The organism is Paraburkholderia phytofirmans OLGA172, assembly GCF_001634365.1.
Lineage (GTDB): Bacteria > Pseudomonadota > Gammaproteobacteria > Burkholderiales > Burkholderiaceae > Paraburkholderia.
In genome coordinates, this window is sequence record NZ_CP014579.1 from 1,995,912 (window position 1) to 2,020,209 (window position 24,298).

The 24,298-nt window shown below is 60.8% G+C and carries 21 protein-coding genes; 5 read left to right on the plus strand and 16 right to left on the minus strand.

The features are described 5' to 3' along the window. Positions 1-57: 57 nt before the first annotated feature. Both AYM40_RS28945 and AYM40_RS28950 read left to right on the plus strand, forming a co-directional pair. The gene (locus AYM40_RS28945; protein ID WP_063499520.1) at positions 58-1,179 is read left to right on the plus strand and encodes an HlyD family secretion protein; all 1,122 of its coding nucleotides are present in this window, start codon (positions 58-60) and stop codon (positions 1,177-1,179) included. Further along, positions 1,158-2,696, plus strand: coding sequence for an efflux transporter outer membrane subunit (locus AYM40_RS28950; RefSeq protein ID WP_082855369.1), 1,539 nt, complete (start codon positions 1,158-1,160; stop codon positions 2,694-2,696). Before AYM40_RS28945 ends, AYM40_RS28950 begins: the two co-directional genes overlap by 22 nt. A 66-nt stretch (positions 2,697-2,762) precedes the next feature. Here AYM40_RS28950 and AYM40_RS28955 read toward each other — a convergent pair whose 3' ends face one another. Next, the gene (locus tag AYM40_RS28955) at positions 2,763-5,675 is read right to left on the minus strand and encodes an ATP-binding protein (RefSeq protein ID WP_063499521.1); all 2,913 of its coding nucleotides are present in this window, start codon (positions 5,673-5,675) and stop codon (positions 2,763-2,765) included. 375 nt (positions 5,676-6,050) lie between these two features. Here AYM40_RS28955 and AYM40_RS28960 point away from each other — a divergent pair, with 375 nt between their 5' ends. Beyond that, positions 6,051-6,254: a hypothetical protein gene (locus AYM40_RS28960; protein ID WP_063499522.1), complete on the plus strand. Its 204-nt coding sequence runs from the start codon at positions 6,051-6,053 to the stop codon at positions 6,252-6,254. Between the two features lie 23 nt (positions 6,255-6,277). Here AYM40_RS28960 and AYM40_RS28965 read toward each other — a convergent pair whose 3' ends face one another. Then, on the minus strand, positions 6,278-7,066 hold the full coding sequence (locus AYM40_RS28965) for an alpha/beta fold hydrolase (RefSeq protein WP_063499523.1): 789 nt from the start codon (positions 7,064-7,066) through the stop codon (positions 6,278-6,280). 291 nt (positions 7,067-7,357) lie between these two features. On the opposite strand from AYM40_RS28965, the gene AYM40_RS28970 reads away from it, so the two are divergent. Then, positions 7,358-8,233, plus strand: coding sequence for a helix-turn-helix domain-containing protein (locus AYM40_RS28970; protein WP_158515344.1), 876 nt, complete (start codon positions 7,358-7,360; stop codon positions 8,231-8,233). Positions 8,234-8,296: 63 nt separating this feature from the next. Here the strand turns inward: AYM40_RS28970 and AYM40_RS28975 are convergent, their stop codons facing one another. The 11 genes from AYM40_RS28975 to AYM40_RS29025 all read right to left on the minus strand — a co-directional run bounded on the left by AYM40_RS28975 (position 8,297) and on the right by AYM40_RS29025 (position 20,709). After that, positions 8,297-9,256, minus strand: coding sequence for a fumarylacetoacetate hydrolase family protein (locus AYM40_RS28975; RefSeq protein ID WP_063499525.1), 960 nt, complete (start codon positions 9,254-9,256; stop codon positions 8,297-8,299). A 162-nt stretch (positions 9,257-9,418) separates the two neighbouring features. Next, a complete protein-coding gene (locus tag AYM40_RS28980; protein ID WP_082855371.1) occupies positions 9,419-10,708 on the minus strand; it encodes an MFS transporter in 1,290 nt (429 codons plus the stop codon). A gap of 102 nt (positions 10,709-10,810) precedes the next feature. Continuing rightward, positions 10,811-12,013, minus strand: coding sequence for an acetamidase/formamidase family protein (locus tag AYM40_RS28985; protein ID WP_148662324.1), 1,203 nt, complete (start codon positions 12,011-12,013; stop codon positions 10,811-10,813). A gap of 39 nt (positions 12,014-12,052) precedes the next feature. Continuing rightward, positions 12,053-12,616, minus strand: a complete 564-nt coding sequence (locus AYM40_RS28990) for a GlcG/HbpS family heme-binding protein (RefSeq protein ID WP_236720978.1) — start codon at positions 12,614-12,616, stop codon at positions 12,053-12,055. A gap of 164 nt (positions 12,617-12,780) precedes the next feature. Then, entirely contained in the window at positions 12,781-13,113 is a 333-nt protein-coding gene (locus tag AYM40_RS28995; protein ID WP_063499526.1) for a hypothetical protein, read from the minus strand. 117 nt (positions 13,114-13,230) lie between these two features. Beyond that, positions 13,231-14,361 (minus strand): YncE family protein, encoded by a 1,131-nt coding sequence (locus tag AYM40_RS29000; RefSeq protein ID WP_063499527.1) that lies wholly within the window; start codon positions 14,359-14,361, stop codon positions 13,231-13,233. Positions 14,362-14,469: 108 nt separating this feature from the next. Next, on the minus strand, positions 14,470-15,588 hold the full coding sequence (locus tag AYM40_RS29005; RefSeq protein WP_063499528.1) for a porin: 1,119 nt from the start codon (positions 15,586-15,588) through the stop codon (positions 14,470-14,472). Positions 15,589-16,124: 536 nt separating this feature from the next. Next, complete coding sequence (locus AYM40_RS29010) at positions 16,125-17,132, minus strand: ABC transporter permease (RefSeq protein ID WP_082855374.1); 1,008 nt, start codon at positions 17,130-17,132, stop codon at positions 16,125-16,127. Continuing rightward, entirely contained in the window at positions 17,129-18,100 is a 972-nt protein-coding gene (locus tag AYM40_RS29015; RefSeq protein WP_063499529.1) for an ABC transporter permease, read from the minus strand. The genes AYM40_RS29010 and AYM40_RS29015 overlap by 4 nt, the downstream gene beginning before the upstream one ends. A gap of 3 nt (positions 18,101-18,103) precedes the next feature. Further along, positions 18,104-19,615, minus strand: a complete 1,512-nt coding sequence (locus tag AYM40_RS29020; protein WP_063499530.1) for a sugar ABC transporter ATP-binding protein — start codon at positions 19,613-19,615, stop codon at positions 18,104-18,106. A 95-nt stretch (positions 19,616-19,710) separates the two neighbouring features. After that, the gene (locus AYM40_RS29025) at positions 19,711-20,709 is read right to left on the minus strand and encodes a sugar ABC transporter substrate-binding protein (RefSeq protein ID WP_236720979.1); all 999 of its coding nucleotides are present in this window, start codon (positions 20,707-20,709) and stop codon (positions 19,711-19,713) included. 96 nt (positions 20,710-20,805) lie between these two features. On the opposite strand from AYM40_RS29025, the gene AYM40_RS29030 reads away from it, so the two are divergent. After that, positions 20,806-22,119 carry a LacI family DNA-binding transcriptional regulator gene (locus tag AYM40_RS29030; protein ID WP_335341210.1) on the plus strand — a complete coding sequence of 438 codons (1,314 nt, stop codon included), beginning with the start codon at positions 20,806-20,808 and terminating at the stop codon, positions 22,117-22,119. Between the two features lie 18 nt (positions 22,120-22,137). Here the strand turns inward: AYM40_RS29030 and AYM40_RS29035 are convergent, their stop codons facing one another. From AYM40_RS29035 to AYM40_RS29045, 3 genes are read right to left on the minus strand one after another with little or no spacing between them, the layout of a single operon-like run. Beyond that, a complete protein-coding gene (locus tag AYM40_RS29035; RefSeq protein WP_063499532.1) occupies positions 22,138-22,905 on the minus strand; it encodes an AraC family transcriptional regulator in 768 nt (255 codons plus the stop codon). Between the two features lie 60 nt (positions 22,906-22,965). Then, positions 22,966-23,316, minus strand: a complete 351-nt coding sequence (locus tag AYM40_RS29040; protein WP_063499533.1) for a cupin domain-containing protein — start codon at positions 23,314-23,316, stop codon at positions 22,966-22,968. Beyond that, entirely contained in the window at positions 23,313-24,290 is a 978-nt protein-coding gene (locus AYM40_RS29045) for a quinone oxidoreductase family protein (RefSeq protein ID WP_063499534.1), read from the minus strand. The genes AYM40_RS29040 and AYM40_RS29045 overlap by 4 nt, the downstream gene beginning before the upstream one ends. Between the last annotated feature and the right edge of the window lie 8 nt (positions 24,291-24,298).

Genomic DNA, 24,298 nt, shown 5'->3' on the forward strand with positions numbered 1-24,298 from the left:
GGCCATGCAAACCCTGTCTGTTCCAAACCCGATCCATTCGCTCGGCCGGAGGCAGCGATGAGCGAAACGCCACCGGTTCAAAAACCGGCCACCACGCCGCCCTCCGCCATTGCGCCTGCACCGCCCCCGCTGCCCGACAATCGACGCTGGCTGATCCTCGGCCTGCTTGCGCTGATCGTCCTGCTGGCGATCGCCGCGTATTTTCTGGTGCCAGGCCTGTACGAGACAGAGACCGACGACGCCTATGTCGACGCGCATCTGGTCTCGGTCATTCCGAAGGTCCCGGCTTATGTGCAAACTCTTCATGTCAACGACAACAGCAAGGTCACAGCCGGCGATCTCCTCGTCGAACTCGACCCGCGCGACTATGTCGTTCAGGTGGATCTGGCGCGCGCCAATGTCGCAGCGACCGTTGGCAAGCTGGAGGAGGCGCGCAATCAGGTCGCGGTGGCCGACGCCAATATCGGCCAGCAAAGGGCGGAACTTGACGTTGCCCGCGCCAATGCGAAACTGGCCGTCGCCAATCTGGCGCGGCTGCAATCCGTCTCCGATGTGCGCGCCGTGTCATCGGAGCGCGTCGATGAGGGCAAGGCGGCCGCCGACGGCACGCGGGCTTCCGTGACCTCGGCCCAGGTCAAGGTCGACGCATTGCAGGCGCAGGCGACGCTTGCCCGCGCCCAGGTGAAAACGGCGGAGGCTTCGGTCGCTCAGGCGCAAGCCCTGCTCGCGCAGGCGACGCTCAACCTCTCGTACACGAAGATCTACGCGACCGAGTCCGGCAGCGTCGCCAACAAGAGCGTCGAACAGGGCAACTTTGTGCAGCCCGGACAAACGCTATTGTCAGTGGTCCCGGACAAACTCTATGTGATCGCGAACTACAAGGAAACGCAATTGACCCATGTTAGGCCGGGCCAGCACGTCACGATCCGCGTCGACGCGTTTCCGGACTTGCGGCTGCGCGGCCACGTCGACAGCATCCAGCGCGGGACCGGCTCGCACTTCGCGCTTCTGCCGCCGGAAAACGCAACCGGCAATTTCGTGAAGGTGGTGCAGCGCGTGCCGGTGAAAATCGAACTCGACAACCCTGGGCAAGCGCTTAAATTGATCTCGCCGGGCATGTCTGTCGAAACGGAAATCTTCGTCAGGGAGCGCCCGGCATGGCTCGGCTTCGGGAACTAGCGGCGGCGCAGCCGGCGAGCCTCCAGCATGGCCTGCGGCGCCGTTTCACTTCTGTCGTCAGCCTTGCCGCTAGCGTGACTGCATCGGCTGGACTCCTCGCGGCTTGCACCGTGGGCCCCGACTATGTGCCGCCCAAGCCAGCGATGCCGGCGAGCTTTACCGAACAAACCGGCGCGGCAAGCGGCGCGGCGAAAGCACCGCAACCCTCGGACGACGCCTGGTGGAAAGGCTTTGGCGACGCCACGCTCGATTCGCTGATGGCAGACGCGCTGCAATCCGCGCCCGAGCTCGCCGTTGCCGAGGCGCGCATACGCGAAGCGCGCGCCTTGCGTGGCATCGCCGGAGCAGACCAATATCCTACCGTCGACGTCGGCGCGAAATACGATCGCACGCATGGCAGCGCAAACGTGCCGGTCGGCGTACCGCCCGGCGGCCTCGGTCCGGGCGCGAACGGCAATCTATGGCAGGCGGGGTTCGATGCTTCGTGGGAGATCGACGTGTTCGGCGGCAAGCGTCGCGGCGTCGAGGCGGCTGACGCGTCGTATCAGGCCGCCGTCGCGGACCTCGGCGATGTCGAGCTGACGCTGCTCGCGGAGGTTGCGCGCAACTACATCGAGTTACGCGGCGTGCAGCGGCAACTCGCCGTCGCGCGCAGCAATTTGTCCATCCAGCAGGACTCGCTGTCGCTAACCCGCTCGCAGTTCGACGCCGGCCTCGCCTCGCGTCTCGATGTCCTGCGCGCGCAGGCTCAAGTCTCCGATACTGAAGCCGCCATCCCGACATTCGAGGCGGACGAACGCGCATCCATTTATCGCATTGGCGCGCTGATTGGGCATCCGCCGGAACAGCTGCTGGCCCAACTGGATACGCCGCAGGCGATTCCGTTGGCCGTGGCGGACGTGCCTGTCGGCCTTCCGTCCGACCTTCTGCGCCGCCGGCCGGATATCCGTGCGGCCGACCACCGGATTGCCGCCGCGAACGCCCGTATCGGCGTCGCTCAGGCCGATCTCTATCCGCACTTCTCGCTGACTGGCGTGGCGGGCCTGGAGAGCCTGAACGCGTCGACGTTTCTCACCACGCCGAGCCGCTATTTCTCGATCGGTCCGAACATCAGCTGGCTCATCTTCGATGCGGGTAAGGTCCGCTTCGAAATGCGCGCCGAAGAAGCGCGGACTGCTGAGGCCACGGCGGTGTATCAGCGGACTGTTCTAGGGGCATTGCGCGATGTCGAGACTGCGCTCGTGTCGTACGCGCAGTCACAAGTGCGGCATGAGCGGCTGGCTGCCGAGGTCGCCGCCGACCGGGAGGCGGTGTCTATCGCGACGCGGCTCTACCGGCAAGGGCTCAATGACTTCCTGTCGGTGCTGGACGCCGAACGCTCGCTGTACGCCGCCGACGACAAACTGGCGCAAAGCGATCGTGATACGGCGCTTGCGCTCGTGGCGCTTTACAAAGCGCTGGGTGGCGGCTGGCAGGAGGCGGCCGACACCTCCGGTGCCGCCGCGCAGCATCCGTGATGCAGGCAGCAAGAGGTGGCGCCGTCGGCTAGTGGCAACGAACCGCTCGCCGACAACACCCACTTCCTAATTGCAATAGCCGGCGACGTTCGGACCGGTCAAAGGCTGGCTGTCATCAGCCAGGGTGGGCGCCTTCAGCGAGCGCAAAAGTTCGTGCGCGTCGTGCACGTCGCCCCAACCCCGATGCTCGGGAAAGCGCGTGCACACAGGCGAAAGAAGCGACAGGGCTTCGGCTCGCCGGCCCTGCATGGCAAGCCAGTTCGCGAGGCTGCTCGCGGCGCGTACCTCGAGCGCCCCCGCGCCTTGTCGGCTGGCCGATTCCAAGCCGGCCAGAAACCACGTCCCTGCATCGCCGCCCCCGCCTGTCATCTGGACGATCGCACCCTTGACCCGGCAAATCTCCGCGTAGTACCAACGCTCCCCGGTCCGCTCGCAATGCCGCAACGCCTCGTTGATCGCCGTCATCGCCTCGTCAAAACGTCCGTAGTCCGCCTGTGCCTGTGCGAAGCGGCAAAGAAGGAACGTCAAAGGCGCCAGAAAACCCGTCTCGTGCAGTTTGTCGATCGCTAAACGAAACAGGGCAAGCCGTTGCCGATGCTCACCGGGCACGACGGAAAACAGATACTCCTCGTAACAGGAACAGGCACTCAGCCAGATCGAAAACCCCACGCGGGAAGCAATGTCCCGCAGCATCGCGAGTGCTCGGGCCGCGATATCGCGTTCGCCCATCATGAGCGCGATCGGCACGAGCGCTTCGACCAGCACATAACACGTCACCATCTCATGTGCGTAGTCCTGAGCCGCCTCGGCGGCAATCTCAGCCAGCCGCAATGCCCGCTCAGTTTCCCCTTGAACCCACAGGACCCGCGCCAGTGTCGCGCGCGCGACAATGCCATGATCGATCCGGAAACCGAGTGCGTTCCAGCGGTGCACGGCAGGCACATAAGTGTTAAGCATTCCTTCAAGCTGCTCGCGGGCCGCGGCCTGTTCTCCCGCGTAATGCAGCGCGATTCCTTCAATACGGCGCCCGATCACCCTATTGGTCGTATCGCCGTGCTGCTGTGCAAGCGCATTGAAGCGGCGGGCAAGCAGCAGTGCCTCGTGCGCTTCACCACCGTACTGGTGCGCATTCCAGAGCCCCCACACGGCTCGGGATTCGAAGTGCGCATCGCCGACGGCGATCGCCAGCGACAATACATCGGACCACCTGTCATGCGTATCCTTCGTGGGTCCGACGGTATAGACGAGACCCGACGCAAGCGCGACGCCGAGCCTCAGTCTCGTCATCGGCGAGACGGCGTACGCCGTCTCGTCCTGTGCCGCGTCCAGTGCCTGCCGCGCCCGTTCGCAACACTCCTCGACCAGCGAGAGCTCGAACAGATACGGCACGGCCACCGCTGAAAGCTCGATCCCAACGGAGCGTTCGCCTGACGGCGAAAACGCCCAGTCCAGCGCTGTGCGCAAATTGCCCAGTTCGTGACAGAAATCCGCGAGCGAGTCCGACACGGGCCGCTCGGCCCAGTGCTTGCGTACGCGGTCAAACAGCTCGCAGAAATAGGTGGCGTGCGCCAGCGCGGCACGCTTGCGCTCGCCGTTGTCGGTCAGTTGTTGCAGCGCGTAGGCGCGCGTCGTTTCCAGCAGACGAAATCTCGGCAGCGATCCGCAGCACTCCAGGATCACCATCGACTTGCTCACCAGTCCGCCCAGTGCGTCCATGATTTCGACAGGCGTCCAGTGATTGTCCGCAATGACATGGTTCACTGCATCGAACGTGAAGCCGTTCACAAACACACCCAGGTAACGCAGGATCGTCCGCTCTTTGTCATCGAGCAGCCGGTAGCTCCAGTCCATCGTCGCCTTCAGCGTCTGATGCCGCGGCAGCGCAGTCCGGCAGCCGCCGGTGAGGATCCGGAAGCGGTCGCCGAGATGATCCGCCAACACGTCGATGCCCAGTACGGCCGCGCGGGCGGCAGCCAGTTCGATCGCCAGCGGGATGCCGTCAAGACACCGGCAAACCTGACCGGTCAGGAAAATGCTGCGCTCGTCAGAAGAGAAACGAGGATCGAGCGCATGAGCGCGCGCAAGAAACAACTGGACCCCGCTGGTCTGAAGAACCTCGTCAGTCAGGCTCTGCTGGTCGGGCACCTGCAGTGCGGGAACCTGATACAGCACTTCGTTCTGCACTCTCAGCGCCTCGCGACTGGTCGCAAGGATACGCACGGTGCCGCTTGCGCCTTCCAGCACCACGGCCGCTTCGGCTGCTGCTTCGATCACATGTTCGCAATTGTCCAGAACAATCAGCGCGTGCCTGCCTTGCATTTCGTCCGCGATATGCGCGAGCGACAGGCGGCCTGCCGACAGCTTCATGCCCAACGCGGTCGCGAGCGCGTCCAGCACGAATCGCGCATCGGTCACGGCCGCAAGCGGGACAAATACGATGCCGCCGGGAAACTTTGCGGCCAGACCCTTCGCCACCTCCGCAGCCAGCCGGGTCTTGCCAATTCCGCCAGCACCCACCAGCGTGACAATCTGTGAGCGCTCGAGCGCGGCTGTCACCTCCAGTACGTCGTCCTGCCGGCCGATCAATACCGAAGCACTCGACGGCACCGCAAAATCGCGCACGGGCAAAGCAATAGCGGTTTCATCCGGGGGACTGCGCGGCTCACAGTGCGGCTCCGCGTTCTGCGTTCCCTCTGCAAACAGGAGCCGATAGCCTCGGCCGGGTATCGTCCTGATCAGTTCGCGGTCTTCACCCAGAGCCTTGCGCAACGCGACGATATGGACCTGCAGATTGTTTTCTTCGACGACTGTATCCGGCCAGACAGCGCGCATGATCTGGTCTTTGGAGACGAGTGAACCCTTTGCGTTGACCAACAGTTCGAGAATGTCGAGAGCACGGGAGCCGATGTGCAGGGGGGCGCCATCGCGCCTTAGCTCCCGCTGTTCGATAAAAAACTGCAGTTTGCCGATCTGAATCATTTCCGGCCTCAACATGTCAAGCGTGGATCCCAGACCACGATGTCTGGGAAACAGCGATCCGCTCAGGTCATGTGCCGATGGCAACGCCCCATTCCCCTTCGAACAATTGCGAGGATGCAGGCTCATATCCAACGTTATTGAAAAATGGTCCGAGCCTGGGCCGCTCGACCATGCTTCATGAAACGCTTTTTCGCCGTGCGTGCCGACGAGGTTACGCCAATAACGACGATAGGGCCAAGTTGTTGTCCATAAAACGAATAATGTACGTGCGATCGCTCAGATCGAGCCACCCACGGGTTTCCACTGATTCTCACCGTGACTAGAATGGATAGAGCGTTAAACCGACGCGCTTCAGATCAAGCGGAGAGGATCATCATGAAAGTCACTGCGTTTTTTGCGGTTGTGGTTTTAAGCATGTCCCTTTTTACGCCGGCTTTTGCCAGTGAGCATATGCATGTGAATCACGACCACGAACACACCCGCTATCAACCGCCCGGCGCGAACCAGGGCGGCTCGGATCAAAATACACCGGTTCAGGCGCCACAGGACAACAGTCCGGGCGTGCCGGGCAGCAAGTGAAATCGAGGAGCGGGTGTCTCTACTTAGCGCGCATAGCGAAGCAGGAAATCCCGTAACGGCGGATTCACCATATCGGCATGCGTCAAATTCGGCGTGTGTCCCGCCCGGTCCACCAGGATGAGATCTTTGCAGTTCGGCAACTGGGCGGCGAGCGCCTCTGCGCAGTCAGGGCTGATGGCGGCGTCGTCGCGTCCATGGAATACGATCGACGTATGGGTAATCTCGCCAAGGCGCGGCGTGATGTCGTCCCTGGAGACAAGGGCATTGACCGGATGTTCGAAGTGATCCGCGCTAGCGTTCAACCATTTCCGGATCCACGCCGATGCCGCGTACTCGGGGCCGAACAGAAACGCCGACAGATTCTGCGCGACATTTTTCGCCCCATTGCGTGCCCATTCCGCTTTCAGTTCTTCGAAAGACTGCTTGACTGCGTCGGAATCGACATCGCTGCGTGTCGATATCAGGGCGATCGCCCGAAAGCGATCCGGCTCCAGCAAGGCCGCGCGCATCGATATAAAGCCGCCTTGAGACATGCCCACAAGCGAAGCCGAGGCAACCTCCAGATGATCGAGCAAGGCAATCAGATCCTGCGCGGAGTCCCAGTAGCTAAAGGGCCGGGTCGTGGTTCCCGTTGCCCCGAAACCGCGCTGGTCCCAAACGACGCAGCGGAACTCGCTCTGGAGGTCCGCAATGTTCGGCTGGAACATGTCGCCGTCCATCAGAAAACCATGGCTAAAGACAACGACGGGCGCCCCGGAAGGGCCGAACTCATCGTATGCGAAGCGTATCCCTTCTCGTTCAAAAAACGGCATGCCGATCCCTACTTTCGAATAACACGGTGGATTCAATATAAGCCGAGCTGCGCCGGAACACCTGACCAAAAGCGCCGATTGCTTGTCAAATCGTCCTGACTTTATAAACTTCCTTTCATGTCAGCGCAGGTTTCTACCCATTGACTGCACTCCTTACTTTTGATTAAGTAGCGCCTACGCGAATGTTCAATCGACTGGCTCGCCGCAAGATCTCGCCGCTTACCGAAGCGTCTTTTTTGTATTCATGGAATCCGGCAAAGCGCAATGCACTGCCTCGTTCCACGTGGAGAAATGTTGGGTATGACGACAGTACCAATTGATGGAGACAAGCCCGTCTGGATTTTGCAAGGAAGTTTCGGGCGAGCAACGGTGAACTTGATTAGCCGTCCGCTTGTCGCTCACGCTCACGCCCAATACCAGTTCCTTTTCAATCTTGGCGGAAGCAACTGTAATTTCCGCATCGGCGCAGACGATTGCGCGCTGACAGCGGAGCGGGCAATCTGCCTGAATCCGTGGATCGAACACTCGAAAAGCTGCAGCGACGACGAACCTTCCCTGATCCTTTCCCTCGTCATCGAAGCCCCCTGGCTGCGCCAGCAATTGAAACTTGCTGAAAACGGCACCGCGAGCATCTTCCCGAAGGCTGGAGTTGTCGTCACGCCGGACGTGCGGCATCACGTGGATCGTATCGCCGCGGCGATCACCAACCACCTGGTCGCCCAGGACGACGATTGCATGCCCATTCTTGCGGATCTGGTGACCGCACTCGGTCGGGATTTTGCCGATCCGGCTTTGACGGCCGGCATCATCCCGTCAGGCCGGCCGATCGATTTTCGCATCCGCAAAGCGGTGGATTTCATCAAGCATGCGTCGGTGACGAATCCCACCGTCGCTCAGGTCGCGGCTCAAGTCGGCCTGTCCAGGTCGAGATTCTTCCAGCAATTCCGGCTATGCATGGGCATTTCGCCGCAGCACTATATCGATTGGGTCCGCATGTCTCATGCGATCCAGCTGCTTGGAGCTAGTGATAAGCCGCTTTCCAATGTAGCCGAAGAACTGGGGTTCGAAGAGCACAGCCACTTCACCCGTTTCTTCGCACAACACATGGGTGTGCCACCCAGTGAGTTTCGCAGGCATTCGGTGACGCTGGCCAATCAGCACGGCTGAGCGGGGATGTGGGGCCTCGAATGACCCCACACCACCTGAAAGCAAGGATTGCCGTAACTGCAATCAGGCCGCGGACTTCGCTACTGCGTGACCGCTTTCACTAATGGCCGTATCGGTGGCTACGCGATTGCCGAGCACGCCCAGTCCGTCGATCTCCACCTCGACCCAGTCTCCCGCCCGCATATGCACCAGACCCGGTGTCGGAAAGGGACCGTATTGACGCGAGAGGTCGTTGCCTTCGAGATCATCCGGCTGAGGCTTCAACGCACCCGGCGTGCCCATCGCAATCAGGTCGCCAGGCCGCAAACGATAACCCTGACTCAGATAGCTGATCACTTGCGCAACGCTCAACAGCATATCGTCGAGCGGTGCGCTCTGACGAACGACACCGTTGACGCGAGTCTTGATCGTGTGACTGGCAGGATCGCCAAATTCGTCTGGGGTCATCAGCCACGGCCCATAGGACCCGGATGCCTCGAAATTCTTGCCGAGGCCGAATTGGCGATTGTGCATCTGGAACTCGCGAACCGATCCTTCGTTGAGGCAGGTGTAACCCGCCACATGTTCCAGCGCTCGCTCCACCGGAATATAACGTCCAGGCGCGCCGATGACGACACCCAGTTCGCCCTCATAGTCGAACGCGCGCGCCACGGATTCGAGCGGCGCCAGAATCGGTTCGCCGGCGCCGACATAAGACGCAGCCGTACGCATGAAAAGGTGCGGATACTCCATCGACGTTTGCAGTCCCGTTTCCGCGATATGGCTTTTGAAGTTCAACGCCAGGGCCCACATCGCGTTCGGGCGGTCCAGGAAGGGCTTAAGTGTGACGTCGGCGAGGGCCCGATCGCCTTGCCGTCCGTGTGCTGCTTGTTGCAGGCGCGTTAGCCCATCCTCCTGCTCCAGGATTGAAATGAGGCTGGACGGCAGGTCCGGCGCAATGTCGGAGACGGCAACGAAATGAGTCGGGCTGGTGACGATACCGAGTGCGATGCGGCCACCGTCGGCGTAAGCAATAATCTTCATGATCGAAAATGTCTTTGCGTTGGATTAAGAAGCTGGATGCGCAGTCTGAATGTAGGCGCGCGGTCCCATGTGCCTCGTTGGCGCCAGCAGCGCGCTGGCGTTTTCGAGCGTTCGTGAGTCCAATTGACGATGTGTCAGTGAGCAAGCGTGACGTGGCGAGTCTCAGTTCTCCGCCACGGCGCTATCGGGAAACTTTTGCACCGCTCTGCGACCGACCAGCGACAGGGCGCCGAGTACGAGGATCGCGGCGCCAGCCGGCGCAACGGAGGTGAGGAGAATCTCGCGCACCGGCCAACCGAGCGACAGCAAGCCTCCGCCAATCGCCGGCCCAACGAAGGAACCGACCCGCCCGATCGCATGCCCCCAGCCCACTCCGGTTGCACGAATCTCCGGCGGATAGAAGGCGACTGCGAGCGCGGTTTGGCCCATGATGCCGTTGACCAGCCCGGCACCGATCACACCGATGCACAGCAGCACGATGGCCGGCGTCACCGCTACCTGGCTAAGGCTGCCGACGCTGATAATCACCAGCAACAAGCCCACAACCAGCGCCGATTTCACCCTGAGCCTGCCAGCAAGCGTCATCATCGTGACAGCCAGCGTCATCAGGACGTTGCCACTCAGGCCACCGATACTGAAGGCCGCCATGCCGACGGACGCATGGTCCGCGGAGAAGCCGAAGTCGACCAGCAGCGTCGGCACCCAGAACAGCAACGCATAGACGTCCATGAAGATCAGGAATGAAAACAGCCACAGCAGGCACGTATAGGCGCCCAGACCATTTTCGAACAGCGCCTTAAGCGGGTTTGACGCACGCACGGCGGCGGCATTCGCGACCACCGGGCTGCGCGCGGGGAGGATGCGAAAGAACGCGACAACCAGCAGGAAAGGCAGGACACCGCCGGTCACAAAGATGGATTGCCAGCCGAAGTGACTCATCAGAGGACCACCGGTCATGCCGCCAGCGACCGCGCCCACGGACATGCCGGTCGTAACGAGCAAGGAAGCCGCCACCTTATGCTTCGCGCCAATGATGCCGGCCGCCGCCGTAATGGCGATCGGCAACGCCGCGCCCAAGCCGACGGTCGCGGCAAGGCGCATGACGGACAAGCTGGCGATATTGCTCGCGTACGCCGTCACGAGCGTGCTCCCGGCGAACAGCACAACACTCGCGACGCCAATGCAACGGTGTCCGAAACGTTGAGCGAGCGGACCGGAAATCATGAAACCAATCGCCGCGCCAATGTTCGTCGCGACGAAAACGGTGGTGAAGAGCGCCGGCGCCAGATGCCATTCATGAGCGAGCCTCGGCACGACAAAGGAGATCGACGTGGTGTTGAATCCGTCCAGAACGATCACCAGGAAGCACACCAGCAGGGCCAGCACGGGCCCCATGCGGCGTGTTTTGGCCAGGCCGCCTTCCATGGACGGTTTTGGGTCTTTCGCAATCATCGAATCATCTCCTTTGCAACTCTAGCGCGGGCACGCGGCCCGGCTGACATGCTGTAGCCAGGCGTGAGCACACGCCTCTTGAACTGACGCACCACCATGGACTCAGGCCCGTATAGACGCTGCGATGCGCTGCTGCAGCGCGGGGGTAAAAATGCGCTTGGGCAGCATGCAGTGAATACCCTTGGGCGGAATGGTCGAGTAGACCGTCCCGGTCTGATTGGCGTATTGCGTCACACGGAAGCTGCCTGCCACGCTATAGATGCCGTAGCAATCTTCCGGTGCAATGCCGGTGGCGGCGGACAGCCAGCTGATCATCTGGCGCAGGCAGGCAACCAGTGAATTCTCGAGGGAGTCGGAAAACCCGAAGCCGATCCAGTGATCAGGCGTCTCTGCCATCGGCACATTCAGTGCAGCGCCCTTGTGCAGGATGTACTGGATACGCATCTCTTCGAAGGCTGTCTCAATCGAGGTCTGATCGACGTTACCTTCACCCGAGGCCCCCATGGAGCCGCCCGTCCACACCCGCGCGCCGCTCACCTGCACAGGCAGGAAGATCGACGTGTCCACACCCAGCACGGCACAGTCCAGATTGCCGCCGTAATTGCCGGCCAGATTCGCACTGATGGGTTTCTCGCCGGCCGGTTGCGCGGCGATATACGCCTGGAATGGCTTCAGCGGAATATTGACGCCGGGCACGTACGCGGCGGCGGTCCTTTCCTTGTCGAATTTCAGATAGCGCAGATAAGGCTTGAAATCGTGCGGCAATGCGCCGACGCCGGGAGGCGCGGAGTTCCAGCCCCAGTCGATCGGCCGCATCTTCAACATACGGCACTCGACCAGATCGCCCGCTTCGGCACCGATGATCGAAACGGGCCCAATCAGCGAGAAGGGACCGTTCGGGTACTTCTTGCGGATCGGTTCGCGCTCCTTGAAGGTCAGCCCGTACTTTGCTTCATTGCCCCAATTGGTCCATGTACCGTCATACCAGACGGTATCGCCCGACTTGATCATGACCGCCGTCGGCGCGCTGGGCTCGATCTGCCCGACCCTGACCGTGTCCAGCGACGGCACCAGTTTGATGGTCTGACCTTCGCGCGAGGCTGCCGCAACCGCCGCCTCCTGCGACGTGCCGCTTTGCGCGCGCGCTGCGCCGGACAAACCCAAAGCGCCCGCCGCAAACGCACCGAAACCCAGTTTCAGAATCGATCGGCGGCAAGCGTCGGTAGCATCGCTAGTCGAAGCATGCCTGTCGTCCGTGGCGCCAGTTACACCCACGGCATCGCGTTGTTCTGTTTCGCGTTTCATGAATATCTTCCTGATATCGTTTCTATAGGACACGACGTGTCATCGCACAGTCGTCGCACCGATTGCTTCAATTGCACCCTTGATGACCTGATCATCGATCTCGGAGGGCGCACCGCTCGCGCCAACGGCGCCTAAGAGATGCCCGCCGGCAAAGACAGGAAACACACCCCGTGCCGGCAGAAACGGGGCGAAATACCCTGCCCCAGAAACATTGCTGTACTCCGAAGGATCGTCCCTGAAGCGCTGCTCCAGCGTCGCGCCGGACTGACCGCCGAGCGCAACGGAGGCGAAGGCTTTGCCGCGTGCGAAATCAACGCTGACAAAGGGCGCGCCGTCCATGCGTACGGCCATGATGAGGTGGCCGCCCGGGTCGAGCACGGCGAAACTCATTGCAAGATGGCGGCTTTGCGCGGTTGCCGTTGCGATCTCAACGAGCTTCATTGCCTGCTTCATGCTCAGCGAATAGCTGGCAAGCGGGGACGCCGCCTGTTGCGCCGCGGTCGTGTCGGCGGCGCAAACGTTGGCCACAAAAGCGAGGCAAGCCGAACCAAGTAGTGCGGCCAGTACGGCCTTTTTTGACGGCGTTGAACGACAGAATTTCAAGCTGATCTCCTTCATGACATATCGAGCAACGCTCGATAGATGAAGCTTATGCCGGGGGGGGCGCGTCGCTATAACCAGAAAGATTGCGCGCTTACCAACAAGTCCGATAATCTTTGATCGGGCTTATCGCTGAGGACGCGGCCCCAGCGCCACCCTCAGTCGCGTTATTGACCCGATGCGGACGCCGGCGCAGCCTGTTTCGATGCAGCTGCCTTGCGCTCCGCGTCCATGAGGTTCTGCGGATAGTTATCCTGATTGCCCGACTCTCGATAGCCGTTCTTTTCGAGCGCCTTCAACTCGGCGTTCTTCTTTTCCCGCCGCGCCTTGCGCGCCGCCTTACGCTGCGCTTTGGCGACCTGCTTTGGCGTTGAGGCGCTGATGGATGCGGACGCCTGATCCCCGCTGGCCGGTTGTTGAGCCATCGCCACAGGCGCGTCGACAAGCATCAAGCCAAGCGATGCGACGAGTGCAGCTGAAACTGCACGAAACTGGACCATGATTGAGTCTCTTTGGAAGTTGAATGACTGAGGATAGATGGATCGTGGTGCCGTGAAGTCTCGCCGTCCGGCGCGCGCGATCGCGCCGGACGACTGCCGGGTCGCTTACCAGGTCGCTTACTGCGTTGCGAATACCGCTACGCCGGCGCCTGCGAACTGCTCCGAGTGGCCCGGGCCGTGCGGCACGAAGACACGATGAGACTCGCCGTCCACCGCCACCGAGTGGGCACCCGCCGTGGTCGGAACAATCGCGACGATGCTGCGCGAAGCGGCGTCGACAATGCCGAGCGCCGGGTCGAACTTAGCCGTCTTGCTGCCAACCTGCGAGACGTTGTCGGCCGAACGGTGGCCGGCGGCCAGGAAGTAGCGGTTGGACACCGGGTCGTACACGACTTCGTCCGCGCCGCCGAACGGCAACTCGGCCAGGGTCTTGCCGTTCGTACGGTCGATGATCACCGAGGTCTGCTTGCCACCTTCGTCCGGATCGCATCCGATCAGGGCATCGTTGCCCGGGCCCATTGCGAGACCGGTCGGACCTTCACAACCCTTCAGCGTGAATACGTTCGCAATGGCAGGCTTGCCTTCGAGAACCGACGCGACCGGAATCACATCGACCTCGCCTTTCGGGTTGGCTTTCGTACCGTCGTTGTTCAACACGAAATTCTTGCCCTTCGGGTCGTACCCACACGCCTCCAGACCAGTCGAGTCCTTCAACGTGAGTTTCCCGATCACCTCCTGGCTATCCGTATTGATGAAGGTGGCAAACGGCGGTTCCTCCGCGCCACTCGAGAACATCACGACGTGATGCTCAGGGTCCAGACAGCTCTCGTCGGCGCGAATGCCGGAACTGCTGACGGTAATGGTCTTAACCAGCTTTTTGGTGGCGACGTCGATCACCTTGACCGCATTGACGTCCCCCACGTACACCAGCGACGTGCCCGGCAACGGGGTGACCCCCGACGGGCCCGATTTGTCATGGTTGGGTCCAATGCCGGCGAAGTCCGCCTTAATCTGGTCGAGCAGCGTGGCCGTCTTCGTGTCGAATACGTCCAGCGTGGCGTTTGCCCCGTCCGCAAGGTAGTACTTGCCGTCCGCCGACGCGCTGATATCGAAGCCGAACGGCTTGGCGCTCGTCACCGGAATATTCGCAAGCCATTTGGGCGCGGTCTCAGCCGCGTCGCTCGCCCACGCATAAGCGCCGGCCGCCAAAGTACCCGCTAAAGCCAGTCCAAGGTAGGTACGTTTCATGTGTTGACTCCTCCAATCAGTCGTTAAAATGTCCAGCCGCAGCTGGGGCGGGGAGCACTTCCCCAATTCGGTTATCGCAACGCAGACGAATCTGCGAAATGGACGGGGTTAGAAAGCGTGATAGATACCGACTCGCACGTCAGTCTGCTGACCCGCCAGCGAGGGCGCGAAACTTCCGCCGATAACGGCATCCACACCGGATGACGCCTTCAGGTAGTCCGAGGAGATGTAGACCTGGGTACGTTTCGACAGCGAATAAAGCGCCGCTGCAGTCACCTGGTTCCACGTGTGGCCTTGGAAGCCGGTGTGCTGATAACCGAGAACCAGCTGCGTGGCAGGCGTGACCTGGTAGGTCGCGCCGGTTTCATAGACATGCATGACCGAGGTCTGGGCCTGGTACTTCAGAACCGTGTCGCTGAAGTCGCCATAGAGCGTGAAGTCTCCAATCGCGTACGATGCGCCGATTCCGAACGTTCCCAGAGAACTGATCTGGAACTCGGGCATCAGATCGGTCGCGGTATTGTTCGACACAGTGGCGACAGGCACATTGAAGAACGAATGGACACCGATTTGCGCATAGGGGTCCAGCGTGGGCTTGGCCTGGTAGGTGTAAGCCGCCCCCACAGTCAAAGGTCCGTTGGCGTACTGCAGACCGGCACTCCAACCGCTGCCGTCATGGAAGCTTCCCGCCACGTTGCTAAAGCCGTACATCGCGCCAAACGTGAAGCCGCCCCATACAGGACTCGTGTACTTGATGGAGTTCTTTATGCGGTCATTGTTGGTGTGGTCAAAGTCGCCCTGGTGGATCGCGTAGCCGCTGCCGGAAGCGCCCACGTTGAACTGGCCAAAGAAATCCGCGCTGAAATCGAACTGATTGCCCATGGTCAGCGTACCGTAGTCGGTTTGCAGACCCACCCATGCCTGCTGGCCAAACAAGGTATTCGGCTGATTGAGCTGGCCGTTGTTCAGGTTGAACAAAGTCGACAACTTGAACACTGTCTTGACGCCACCGCCCAGATCCTCTACGCCCGTCAATATCCACAGATTGGGAAACAGCACGCCGCTGTCGGCCCTGTAATTGTGGTGACCGCCATCGTTGTCGACGAACGTGATACCGTCGTCCAGCTTGCCCGCCATCGTGATGCTACTCTGCGCAAAGCTCGCACAGCTCAGACCAGCGCTGCACAGCCCCGCGCCAATGACTGCGGCAATCGTCCTTCGTTTCATGTCTTCCTCACTCGCTCTTAGTAATGGATTCACAGCCAGCCGCTTCCGACTCCACAGCTCGCATTTATATATTCGTTCTACGAATCGTCCAGGCAGGAAAGACAGGCTAAAAAAAACGCACGACGCACCTGCAAGACAACCAGATTGCCGCGGTCGCCGCCTTAGCCGGCTCTCCCCCCACCACCACGCCAAATCCTTCCTCAAGCCCTACTTCTGCAATACATATGCAATCGTTTGCATTGTATTACGCGATCCTCGCTGGCCAAAGAATTTATCGACTCACGTTTTCCCCTGGCATTTCAATCAGACCGATCTGGCTATCGATTGCATTTGTGTCGACCGGATCGTTATGCAGATAATACGGAACATCGTCTTAAAGTCCTTGACCTCGAAGTCTCGCCGCTTATCAAAGAGTCCGTTTTCGTGACTAACGGTTACTTGACATAGCGGCAACGGCGGCAAAGGTGTATGCAAGACGAACAAAACAACAGGCGGCAAACAACCCTGAGGTCGTTTGCCGCCCGGCAACGGCAGAGTCAGCCGATCCGCTCTTTTCTGCCCCGTCCCAGCACGTCCGCGAGCACGGCAATGAGCAGAACGGCGCCAATGATCAGTGGCTGCCAGTTTGCGTTGAGGTTGAGGAGGTTCATCCCGTCGATCACGAGCGCAAGAATGAGGCACCCGGACAGAGTGCCCAGCAAGCTCCCCGCGCCACCGAACAGGGACGTGCCGCCAATCAATATGGCCGCGATAACGGGAAGCAGAAGCGGCTCGCCCATGGCCGAATCTGCTGCGTTGACCCGCGCCAGATAGATGAGCGCGGCAATCCCGGACATCAAGCCACTGATCGTATAAACAGCAATTTTGCGGCGGCGCACCGGTATGCCTGAGAGCCTCGCAACCTCGCTATTGGCGCCAATCGCATAGATTTCCCGGCCGAAATTGAGCCCTCCCGTGACGATCGTCGCGCCAACCAGCACGAACACCATCATGTACACGGGCAACGGTATGCCGCCGAGGAATCCTGTGCCCAGTGTTCTGAACCCCGTCGGAAAGCCGTAGATTTCGTTACCGCCCATGTAATGGAACGCGAGCCCCTGAACGACCCACAGCATCCCGTAGGTGGCGAGAAACGGTGGAAGCCGCAGCAACGTCACGGCGAGACCATTGAGCAGGCCGATCAGCGTACTGCATGAAAGCGCGGTTGCGGCGGCCAGAATCGGCGACCCGCCGGTCTTCATGACGCCCGCCGCGAGACAGGCCGACAGCGTAAGATTGGCCGCGATCGAGAGATCGAAGCCGCCGGACAGGATCACCAGCGTGAGGCCGGAAGCGAGCAGGAACATCAGGCTGGCCTGACGCAGAACGTTGAGCAGATTGGGGGCTGTGGAGAACGCAGACGTCGCGAAAGCCAGTGCCATCGCAATCAGAACGATGAGTACGCCGCGATAGATCAGCGTGGCCGTTTCCTCGCGGACATGATGACGCACATCCAGCTGGCTGACGCGGGACCATACGAAGCGGGAGTTGTTCAGAATACTCATGCTTTCGCTCCATTGACTCTGGACTTGCGCACACTATCGATGACAACGACAAGGAGTACCAGCATGCCGACGGACACCACCTGAAGAGAAGACTCAATGCCAAGGAGGTTCAACGCATTGCGCAAAACGCCGATCGTCAATACGCCCATGACCGTGCCGAACAACCATCCTTCGCCACGCTCGAAAGACGTGCCACCGAGGACCACGGCCGCAATCGCATCGAACTCCATGCCGATTGCCGAGTTAGGCTCGGCAGAATTCATCCGGCCGACCAGCACCAATGCCGCCAATCCGACCATCAATCCGCCGAAGACATAGATCGCAATGTGAAAGACTTTGGCCTTGATACCGGCGAGAAGCAACGCATCCCGATTACCGCCGATGGCGAACACATAGGTGCCGAACCGGGTGTGATACAGCAGGAGATGCGTGAACGCATACGCGAGGAGCGCAAAGATCACCGGAAGCGGAATGCCGAGAAGGGTCCACGCGTAGAGCTGAGCGACGCTGGGGTTCGCGACGACAACCGCGTTGCCGTCCGTCAGAACGAGCGCTACACCGTGGGCAATACCGAGCGTACCGAGTGTGACAACAAAGGGAGGAAGCCCCAGCTTCGCGATGAGTGCGCCGTTGAAGAGACCGGTCAGCATCCCCACCGCTACTGAAGCACATAACGCTAGCGCGATGCCCCACCCCAACCCCAGAGCCTGGGCGAAAACGACCGCACAGAGACTGAGGAGCGCACCCACGGAGAGGTCGAGCCCCTCGCTCAAAATGACCAGCGTCATCGGCATGGCAATCATGAGCAGGATCGAGACCTGCAGTCCGATGTTGACGATGTTGCCACTCGATGCAAACCCGGGCACACCGAGCATCGCCGCCACCACGAGTATGCCGCTCGCCGCGACAATCGACGGCACAGGCCGCCGCTTTCGTATCACACCGACTCGTTCAACAGTTGCTTCCATGATTTAGCTCCCGTGCATCGCCAGGCGAAGAATGTTCTGTTCGCTCAGGCTTTCTCTGGGCAATTCACCCGAGACCACGCCTTCGCGCATGACGTATGCGCGATCGCAAACATGAACAATCTCCGACAATTCAGAACTGATGAGCAGAACGGCGGCACCGTCTTTGATCAGTTTCTCGATCAGATTGAAAATTTCCGTCTTTGCGCCTATATCAATGCCGCGCGTCGGCTCATCAAATATGAACAGCTTGCAGCCGGCGCTGAGCCATTTGCCAATCACGATCTTCTGCTGATTGCCGCCGCTGAGGACACGAGCGCTCTTACCGGGGTCACCAGGTGCGATCCGCAAGGAATCAATGAGCGCTTTAGTCGCACTCCTTGCTTTCTCCGCTTGATACCATCCTCTCGGGAAAAGTTTCCACAGGCTGGCAGTGAGCAGGTTTTCATGCACGGAGCGCTTCAGCGCCAGCCCCTCCTGCTTCCGGTTCTCAGGAATCAGCCCCACGCCCATCGCCGCGACTTTGTGAGGACCGCCGGTCACCGCCTCCCCAAAAACGGTGACCTGGCCGGTTTCAATCGGGTCCGCGCCGAAGACCGCCCGCACGACCTCCGTGCGCCCGGCGCCGACAAGTCCCGAGAGTCCGACGATCTCGCCGCACCGGACCTGCAGGTCGACACCGCGAACGCCGGTGGTGGTGGTCAGCTGGCGCACGTCGAGCGCGACCTTGCCCGGCTCGCCGAAATATTGGCGCTTGTACACCGTCCCGACTGACCGGCCCACCATCAATGCGATCAGTTCATCGGGTGTCGCCGCGGTGGCCAGCATCGACTGGACCAGACGGCCGTCACGCAATACCGTGACGCGATCGCCGAGGTCGAACACCTCCTTCATGCGATGGGAGATATAGACAATCGCAGCACCGGACTCGCGCAGCTTCCTGACGACGCTGAACAGCGCCTCGGCCTCGCGATCGGAAATCGCCGCCGTCGGCTCGTCCATGACCACCACGCGGGCATGGTGCGAGAGCGCCTTCGCGATCTCCACCATCTGCTGCTGCGCAACGCCGAGGTCGGCCGCGTACGCGTAGGTATCGTAGGCAAGTCCAAGTTCTTCGAGCGCGGCTCTCGCGTCGAGATGCATCTTGCGATGATCGATCAGGCCAAAGCGATTGCGCGGTTCACGCCCCAGGTAGATGTTCTGCGCGATGTTCAGATGCGGTACGAGGGAGAACTCCTGGAAGATCACCGCAATGCCAAGTCGTTTGGCGTCGGCAGGCGACTCGATTGTGATCGGCTGGCCGTTGCTGAAGAACTCGCCGGAGTCGGCTCGATACGCGCCGAACAGTACCTTCATCAAGGACGACTTCCCTGCGCCGTTCTCCCCGAGAAGCATATGCACTTCACCGGCATACAGCTGAAGGTCGACGTCAGTCAGGGCGCGCACACCCGGGAAGCTCTTGCAGATCTTGCGCAATTCCAGAAGAGGCACGCCGAGGGTCGGAATCGTTGTTTCCATGTTTGCCTTCATTGTGTGGCTTGAGCAGTCACTGGCGGTGCCGGCGTATCGTTCGAGCGATATCCGGCAGCGCGACAGCGCGAACGCGTGGCGCGTTAGTTACTCACGACATCGCCCCATTTCGGGCACTGCCGTTTGTCGCCCGGCACTTCGAATGGCGCATAGTTCGTTTTGTCGATGACGATGCCTTTGATCAGAATGGTCTGCGGAACGGGCTCCTTACGCACCGTCTTCACGGCAGCCATCGTGGCAATGCAGCCCATCTTGTAGCCGTTGAATTCCGCGGTCGCCAGCAGCCGGCCGTCCTTGATCGCTTTGACCGACTCCGGCACGCCCCCGATACCCACCACCTTGACCTGCTTCTGGCCGGCCGCCTCCAATGCCTCGATGGCCCCCATCGCCATCACGTCCGCCGCCGCCAGAACACCGTCGATCTTCGGATTCGACTGAATCAGGTTCTCCATCACCTGAAGCGCCTGCAAACGCTGATAGTTCGCCGGCTGGGAGGCGAGCAGCTTGACGTTCGGAAATTCCTCCAGCGCCTTGTGAAAACCGCGCACCCGTTCGTCACTCGTGGTGGAACCCTTCACACCTTCGAGAATGACGACATTGCCTGTCCCGCCCATGCTCTTCAGCAGATAACGGCCGACGTCCAGCCCCAGATTGAAGTCATCGGCAACGACGACGGAGGCGAATTTTCCGCCTGCGACCCGATCGTTGTAGTTGATGATGGGGATGCCGATCGCATTGACCTTCTCGATCTCCGGAACGACGCCATGAGGGTTGACGCCCATGAACAGCACGACGCTGGGTTTCTTGACACTGACGTCCTCGAGCTCGCTGAGCTGCTCGCCAAGATCATTGGGACGCGTCGGCGCGTAATGGGTTACCGAAACGCCGAGATCCTTCGCTGCTGCGTCCACGCCGGCGTGGACGAGCGCGAAATGCGGATCGACCTGATTCTTGTAAAAGGCCGCAACGGTCTCGCCTGTTGCAAACGCGTTGGGTCCCGCGGCCATGCCCAGTGCGAACGCACAGGTGATGAGAATGCGTTTTTTCGCCAGTCGGCTCGTGAGTTTTGTCGTCAGTTTCAAGGTCGTCTCCGTTTAACTGTTTTTCGGCGGCCCTCAAGCGAGTGCCCGGTACGCCAGCCCGGTTGCAGGAATGCATCCCGGGAAGCACATTCAATCTTGCGCACAATCAATGCAATCGTTTGCTTTAAAGCAAATCAATTAGTAATCTTTTACTGTGTCACGAATGCAGTTTTTACCTTTTTACTATGCAACAATCTTTATGCAAACGTATGCATATACTATCCCGATAGATACACTTGTCAATTCATTTATGACGCCCAGCACATAGGGTTTGTACCTGCAACATTGAGAGCAACCCTTTGCACCTATACAATGACTTCCATGGCCAAAACATCAGAATCCCGGGCAACGAGCCGCGTCACGATTCGCGAAGTCGCGCTGCATGCATCTGTCAACGCGTCGACGGTCTCGCGCGCCCTCAATCCTGCAACCCGTCACCTGATCGGAGACGAAGTCGTCCGCCGGGTGCTGGCGTCCGCGAAATCGCTGGGCTACCGTCAGAACAAGCTCGCGTCGGCGCTTCGCGGGGGCCAGTCGAGGGTGGTCGGGGTGTGCCTGCCCGATATCGAGAACCCGGTATTCCCGCCAATTGTCTGTGGCATCGAAGAAGAACTCGCAGCCGTTGGCTATGGCGTCCTGATCGCCAACACCGTCGGCACGTTGAAAGACCAGGAACGCATGCTTGAGCAGATGCTCGAGCGCCAGGTGGACGGCCTGGTCCTCGCAACCGCGGCCCGTCACGACCCCCTGGTGCGCCGCTGCATTCTCGACGGCATACCCGTCGTGCTGGTGAATCGCGCGGAGGAAGGCGGACAGGTGCCGGAAGTGATTAACGACGACTTCCTCTCCATGAGGCTTGCGGTCGATCACCTGGTGGAGCTAGGGCACAAGCGGATTGCGCATCTCGCCGGCCCTGAGCGCCTCGCAACCGGCCTCTCGCGAATCCAGGGCTTCCAGATGGCGACGCAGCAGCATCGCCTGAGCGGGACAGTCATCCTCGAAGCCGCCGAATTCACGCGGGAAGCGGGCCGGGTGGCCTGCGACCAGCTGCTGAAAGAGCACAAAAGCGTGACTGCGATCATTGCCGCGAATGACCTGATCGCGCTGGGGTGCTATGACGTGTTTGCAGCACAACATCTGACGTGCCCAAACGATATTTCGCTCATCGGCCACAACGACATGCCGCTTCTCGACATGCTCCATCCGCCGCTCACCTCGCTGCGCATCCAGCACCGGGAAATGGGCCGCCAGGCCGCCAGACTGCTGCTCGGGATGATTGCCGCACCCGGCGCGGCCCCACACCGCATTACGCTCCCCCCCGAACTGATGGTGCGCGGCTCGACCGCCGCGCCGCGCAACACGCCGTTGCGAACGAGAACATCGAAAACCGCGCCCGCTTCTGCCGAGTGAGCATAGAAGCGCTCAGGTTCAGCCTGAAGCGCTTCGTTCAGGTGAGCGGATGCACTGAAGCGCGAGCCACTCGCGTGGTGAATGGCCGATCCGCAATTTAAAGAGCGTCGAAAACGCGCTCGATGTGAAGCCAAGAACACGGGCCGTCTCCGCCACGGAAATCCCATGTACAAGGGCGCACATCGCCGCCCCTATCTGCACCTCCCGGCGCCATCGGCCGACACTGGCGCCCAGTTCCCTGGTAAAAATCCGGCTCAAGGTGCGGCAGCTGACTGCCGCCCGGTTTGCCGCGTCCTTGAGCGCCATATCCCTGGTTGGATGCATGAGCAGCGCCTCGCATAGCGCCGCGACACGGCTTCCGGATGACGGCATGCGGACAGCAAAATGCCCCGCGGTTTCAGGCACCGCGCGCAGCTCGTCGGCTAACAGGGCCACGACCGCTGCATATGAGCGTTCGATAGTCGATCGTTGCGTCGCCGAGAAAATCGCGATCAATACGTCGGAGCAATTCAGAACGCGCGCCGCCGGTACAAAATCGGCACTCGGGACGGTATCGATTCGCAGCGCGCAAATATCGGCTTTGTACACGGCCAGGACGCAATAGGTGACAGCCTGCGGAAGCCAGATGCCATTGCCTTGGGTCACACAGTACGCGCGCCGGCCCGCCGTTATCCATGCGCCGCCTTGCCGCACATAGAGAAAGCAGCCGGCAGCGGCGGCCTGGGCATGCCGCTGTTCACCCGCGCCAAGCCGCATATCTGTCGCAACACAGCTGGAATGCATCATGCGCAACCTTTGCGGGCCGCCATGGAAAGCATGCGGGCGGTCATCGCTGCCGTCGCCGTATCAGCATTGCTCAGGCCGCAGAAACGGCATCGCCAGCAGAATCTTCGCCGGGCTGCGGGAACGGTTGTGCAATGCGCGCCGTTCTCCCGGTGCAATGCGGCACGAATCGAAGGCCGTGAGAATAGCCTCACCTTCATCGGTCACCACGACGACCTCACCTTCCAGCACCACATAATGTTTTTCAACGGGCGACGCATCCGATGTGGTGTAGCCGCCCGGCTCGATCGCCGAAACGCCTAGCCACAGCGATTCCGCCGGTCCGGCTTCATGGCCTTGAAGCCGGACGCACCGCATTGAAAAGTGGTTGGGCGGAAAATATTCCGGCGCCTCTTCGAAGCGGGTTACGTTCATGGCTTGAGCAGAACCCGGTTAGCCGCGCCGCGGAAAACGGCCTGATACGCGAGCGCCGCGTCGGAGAGATCGAAGACAAAATCCTCAACGATCGGAAACGGCTTTAACGTGCCACGTTCGAATTCCGGCAGCAACGCGTCGAGAATGAGCGCGCCTTCCGTGCTGTCGAGCGCGAGCGTATCGATGCCGACATAGGTGTGCTGCCCCCGATAGAACGTGAAGATGTCAAATGGCACCGGACGTTCGATGGTAGAGATGAAAATCTGCGTCCCTCGCACCGCCATGGCCTTGTTGGCTTTTTCGAAGTATGGACTGCCAACCGTGTTGTACACGATGTCCGCGCCGTGGCCGTCAGTCAATTGACGCACCACCTCGTCGAGGTTTTGCGACGAGGCGTCGATCATGGTGACGTCGGCGTTCGCATGGCCGATGTACGGTTCATTCGTGCGCTCGACACCCAACACCTTCGCCCCGGCCTGGGTCGCAAGCTGGATCGCTGCCTGCCCCACCTTCCCGTTTGCGCCCAGCACGAGGACGACGTCGCTCTCCTTCACGCCGCCCGCTCGTTGCAGTCCTTCGAAAGCGGTCACGAAGGGGACGCCGATCGCGCCCGCCTCCTCCATGCTCAGATTGGCCGGCTTGGCGCGCACACTGCCCACGGGCACAGCGAGATAGCCGGCATGCGTGCCGTCGCGCCGGATACCCAGTTCGCCGCCGCTGCCCCACACTTCCTTGCCGAGCATCTCCTGCGGCCCCTCGACAACAACGCCGGCGTAATCCCGGCCCGGCGTGCGCGGCCAGACCGCATGCGGCATGAAGCCCAGCACCGCCTTCACGTCGCTCGGATTCACCGCGGCGCTCACCACGCGCACGAGACACTCGGCAAAGTCGACGTCCGGCGCATCTTGCGCGCCAATCTGCAGATCGAGCGACTCGATGTCGGCGCTCTTTTCCAATACACGAACTGTTTTCATTGTTTGAT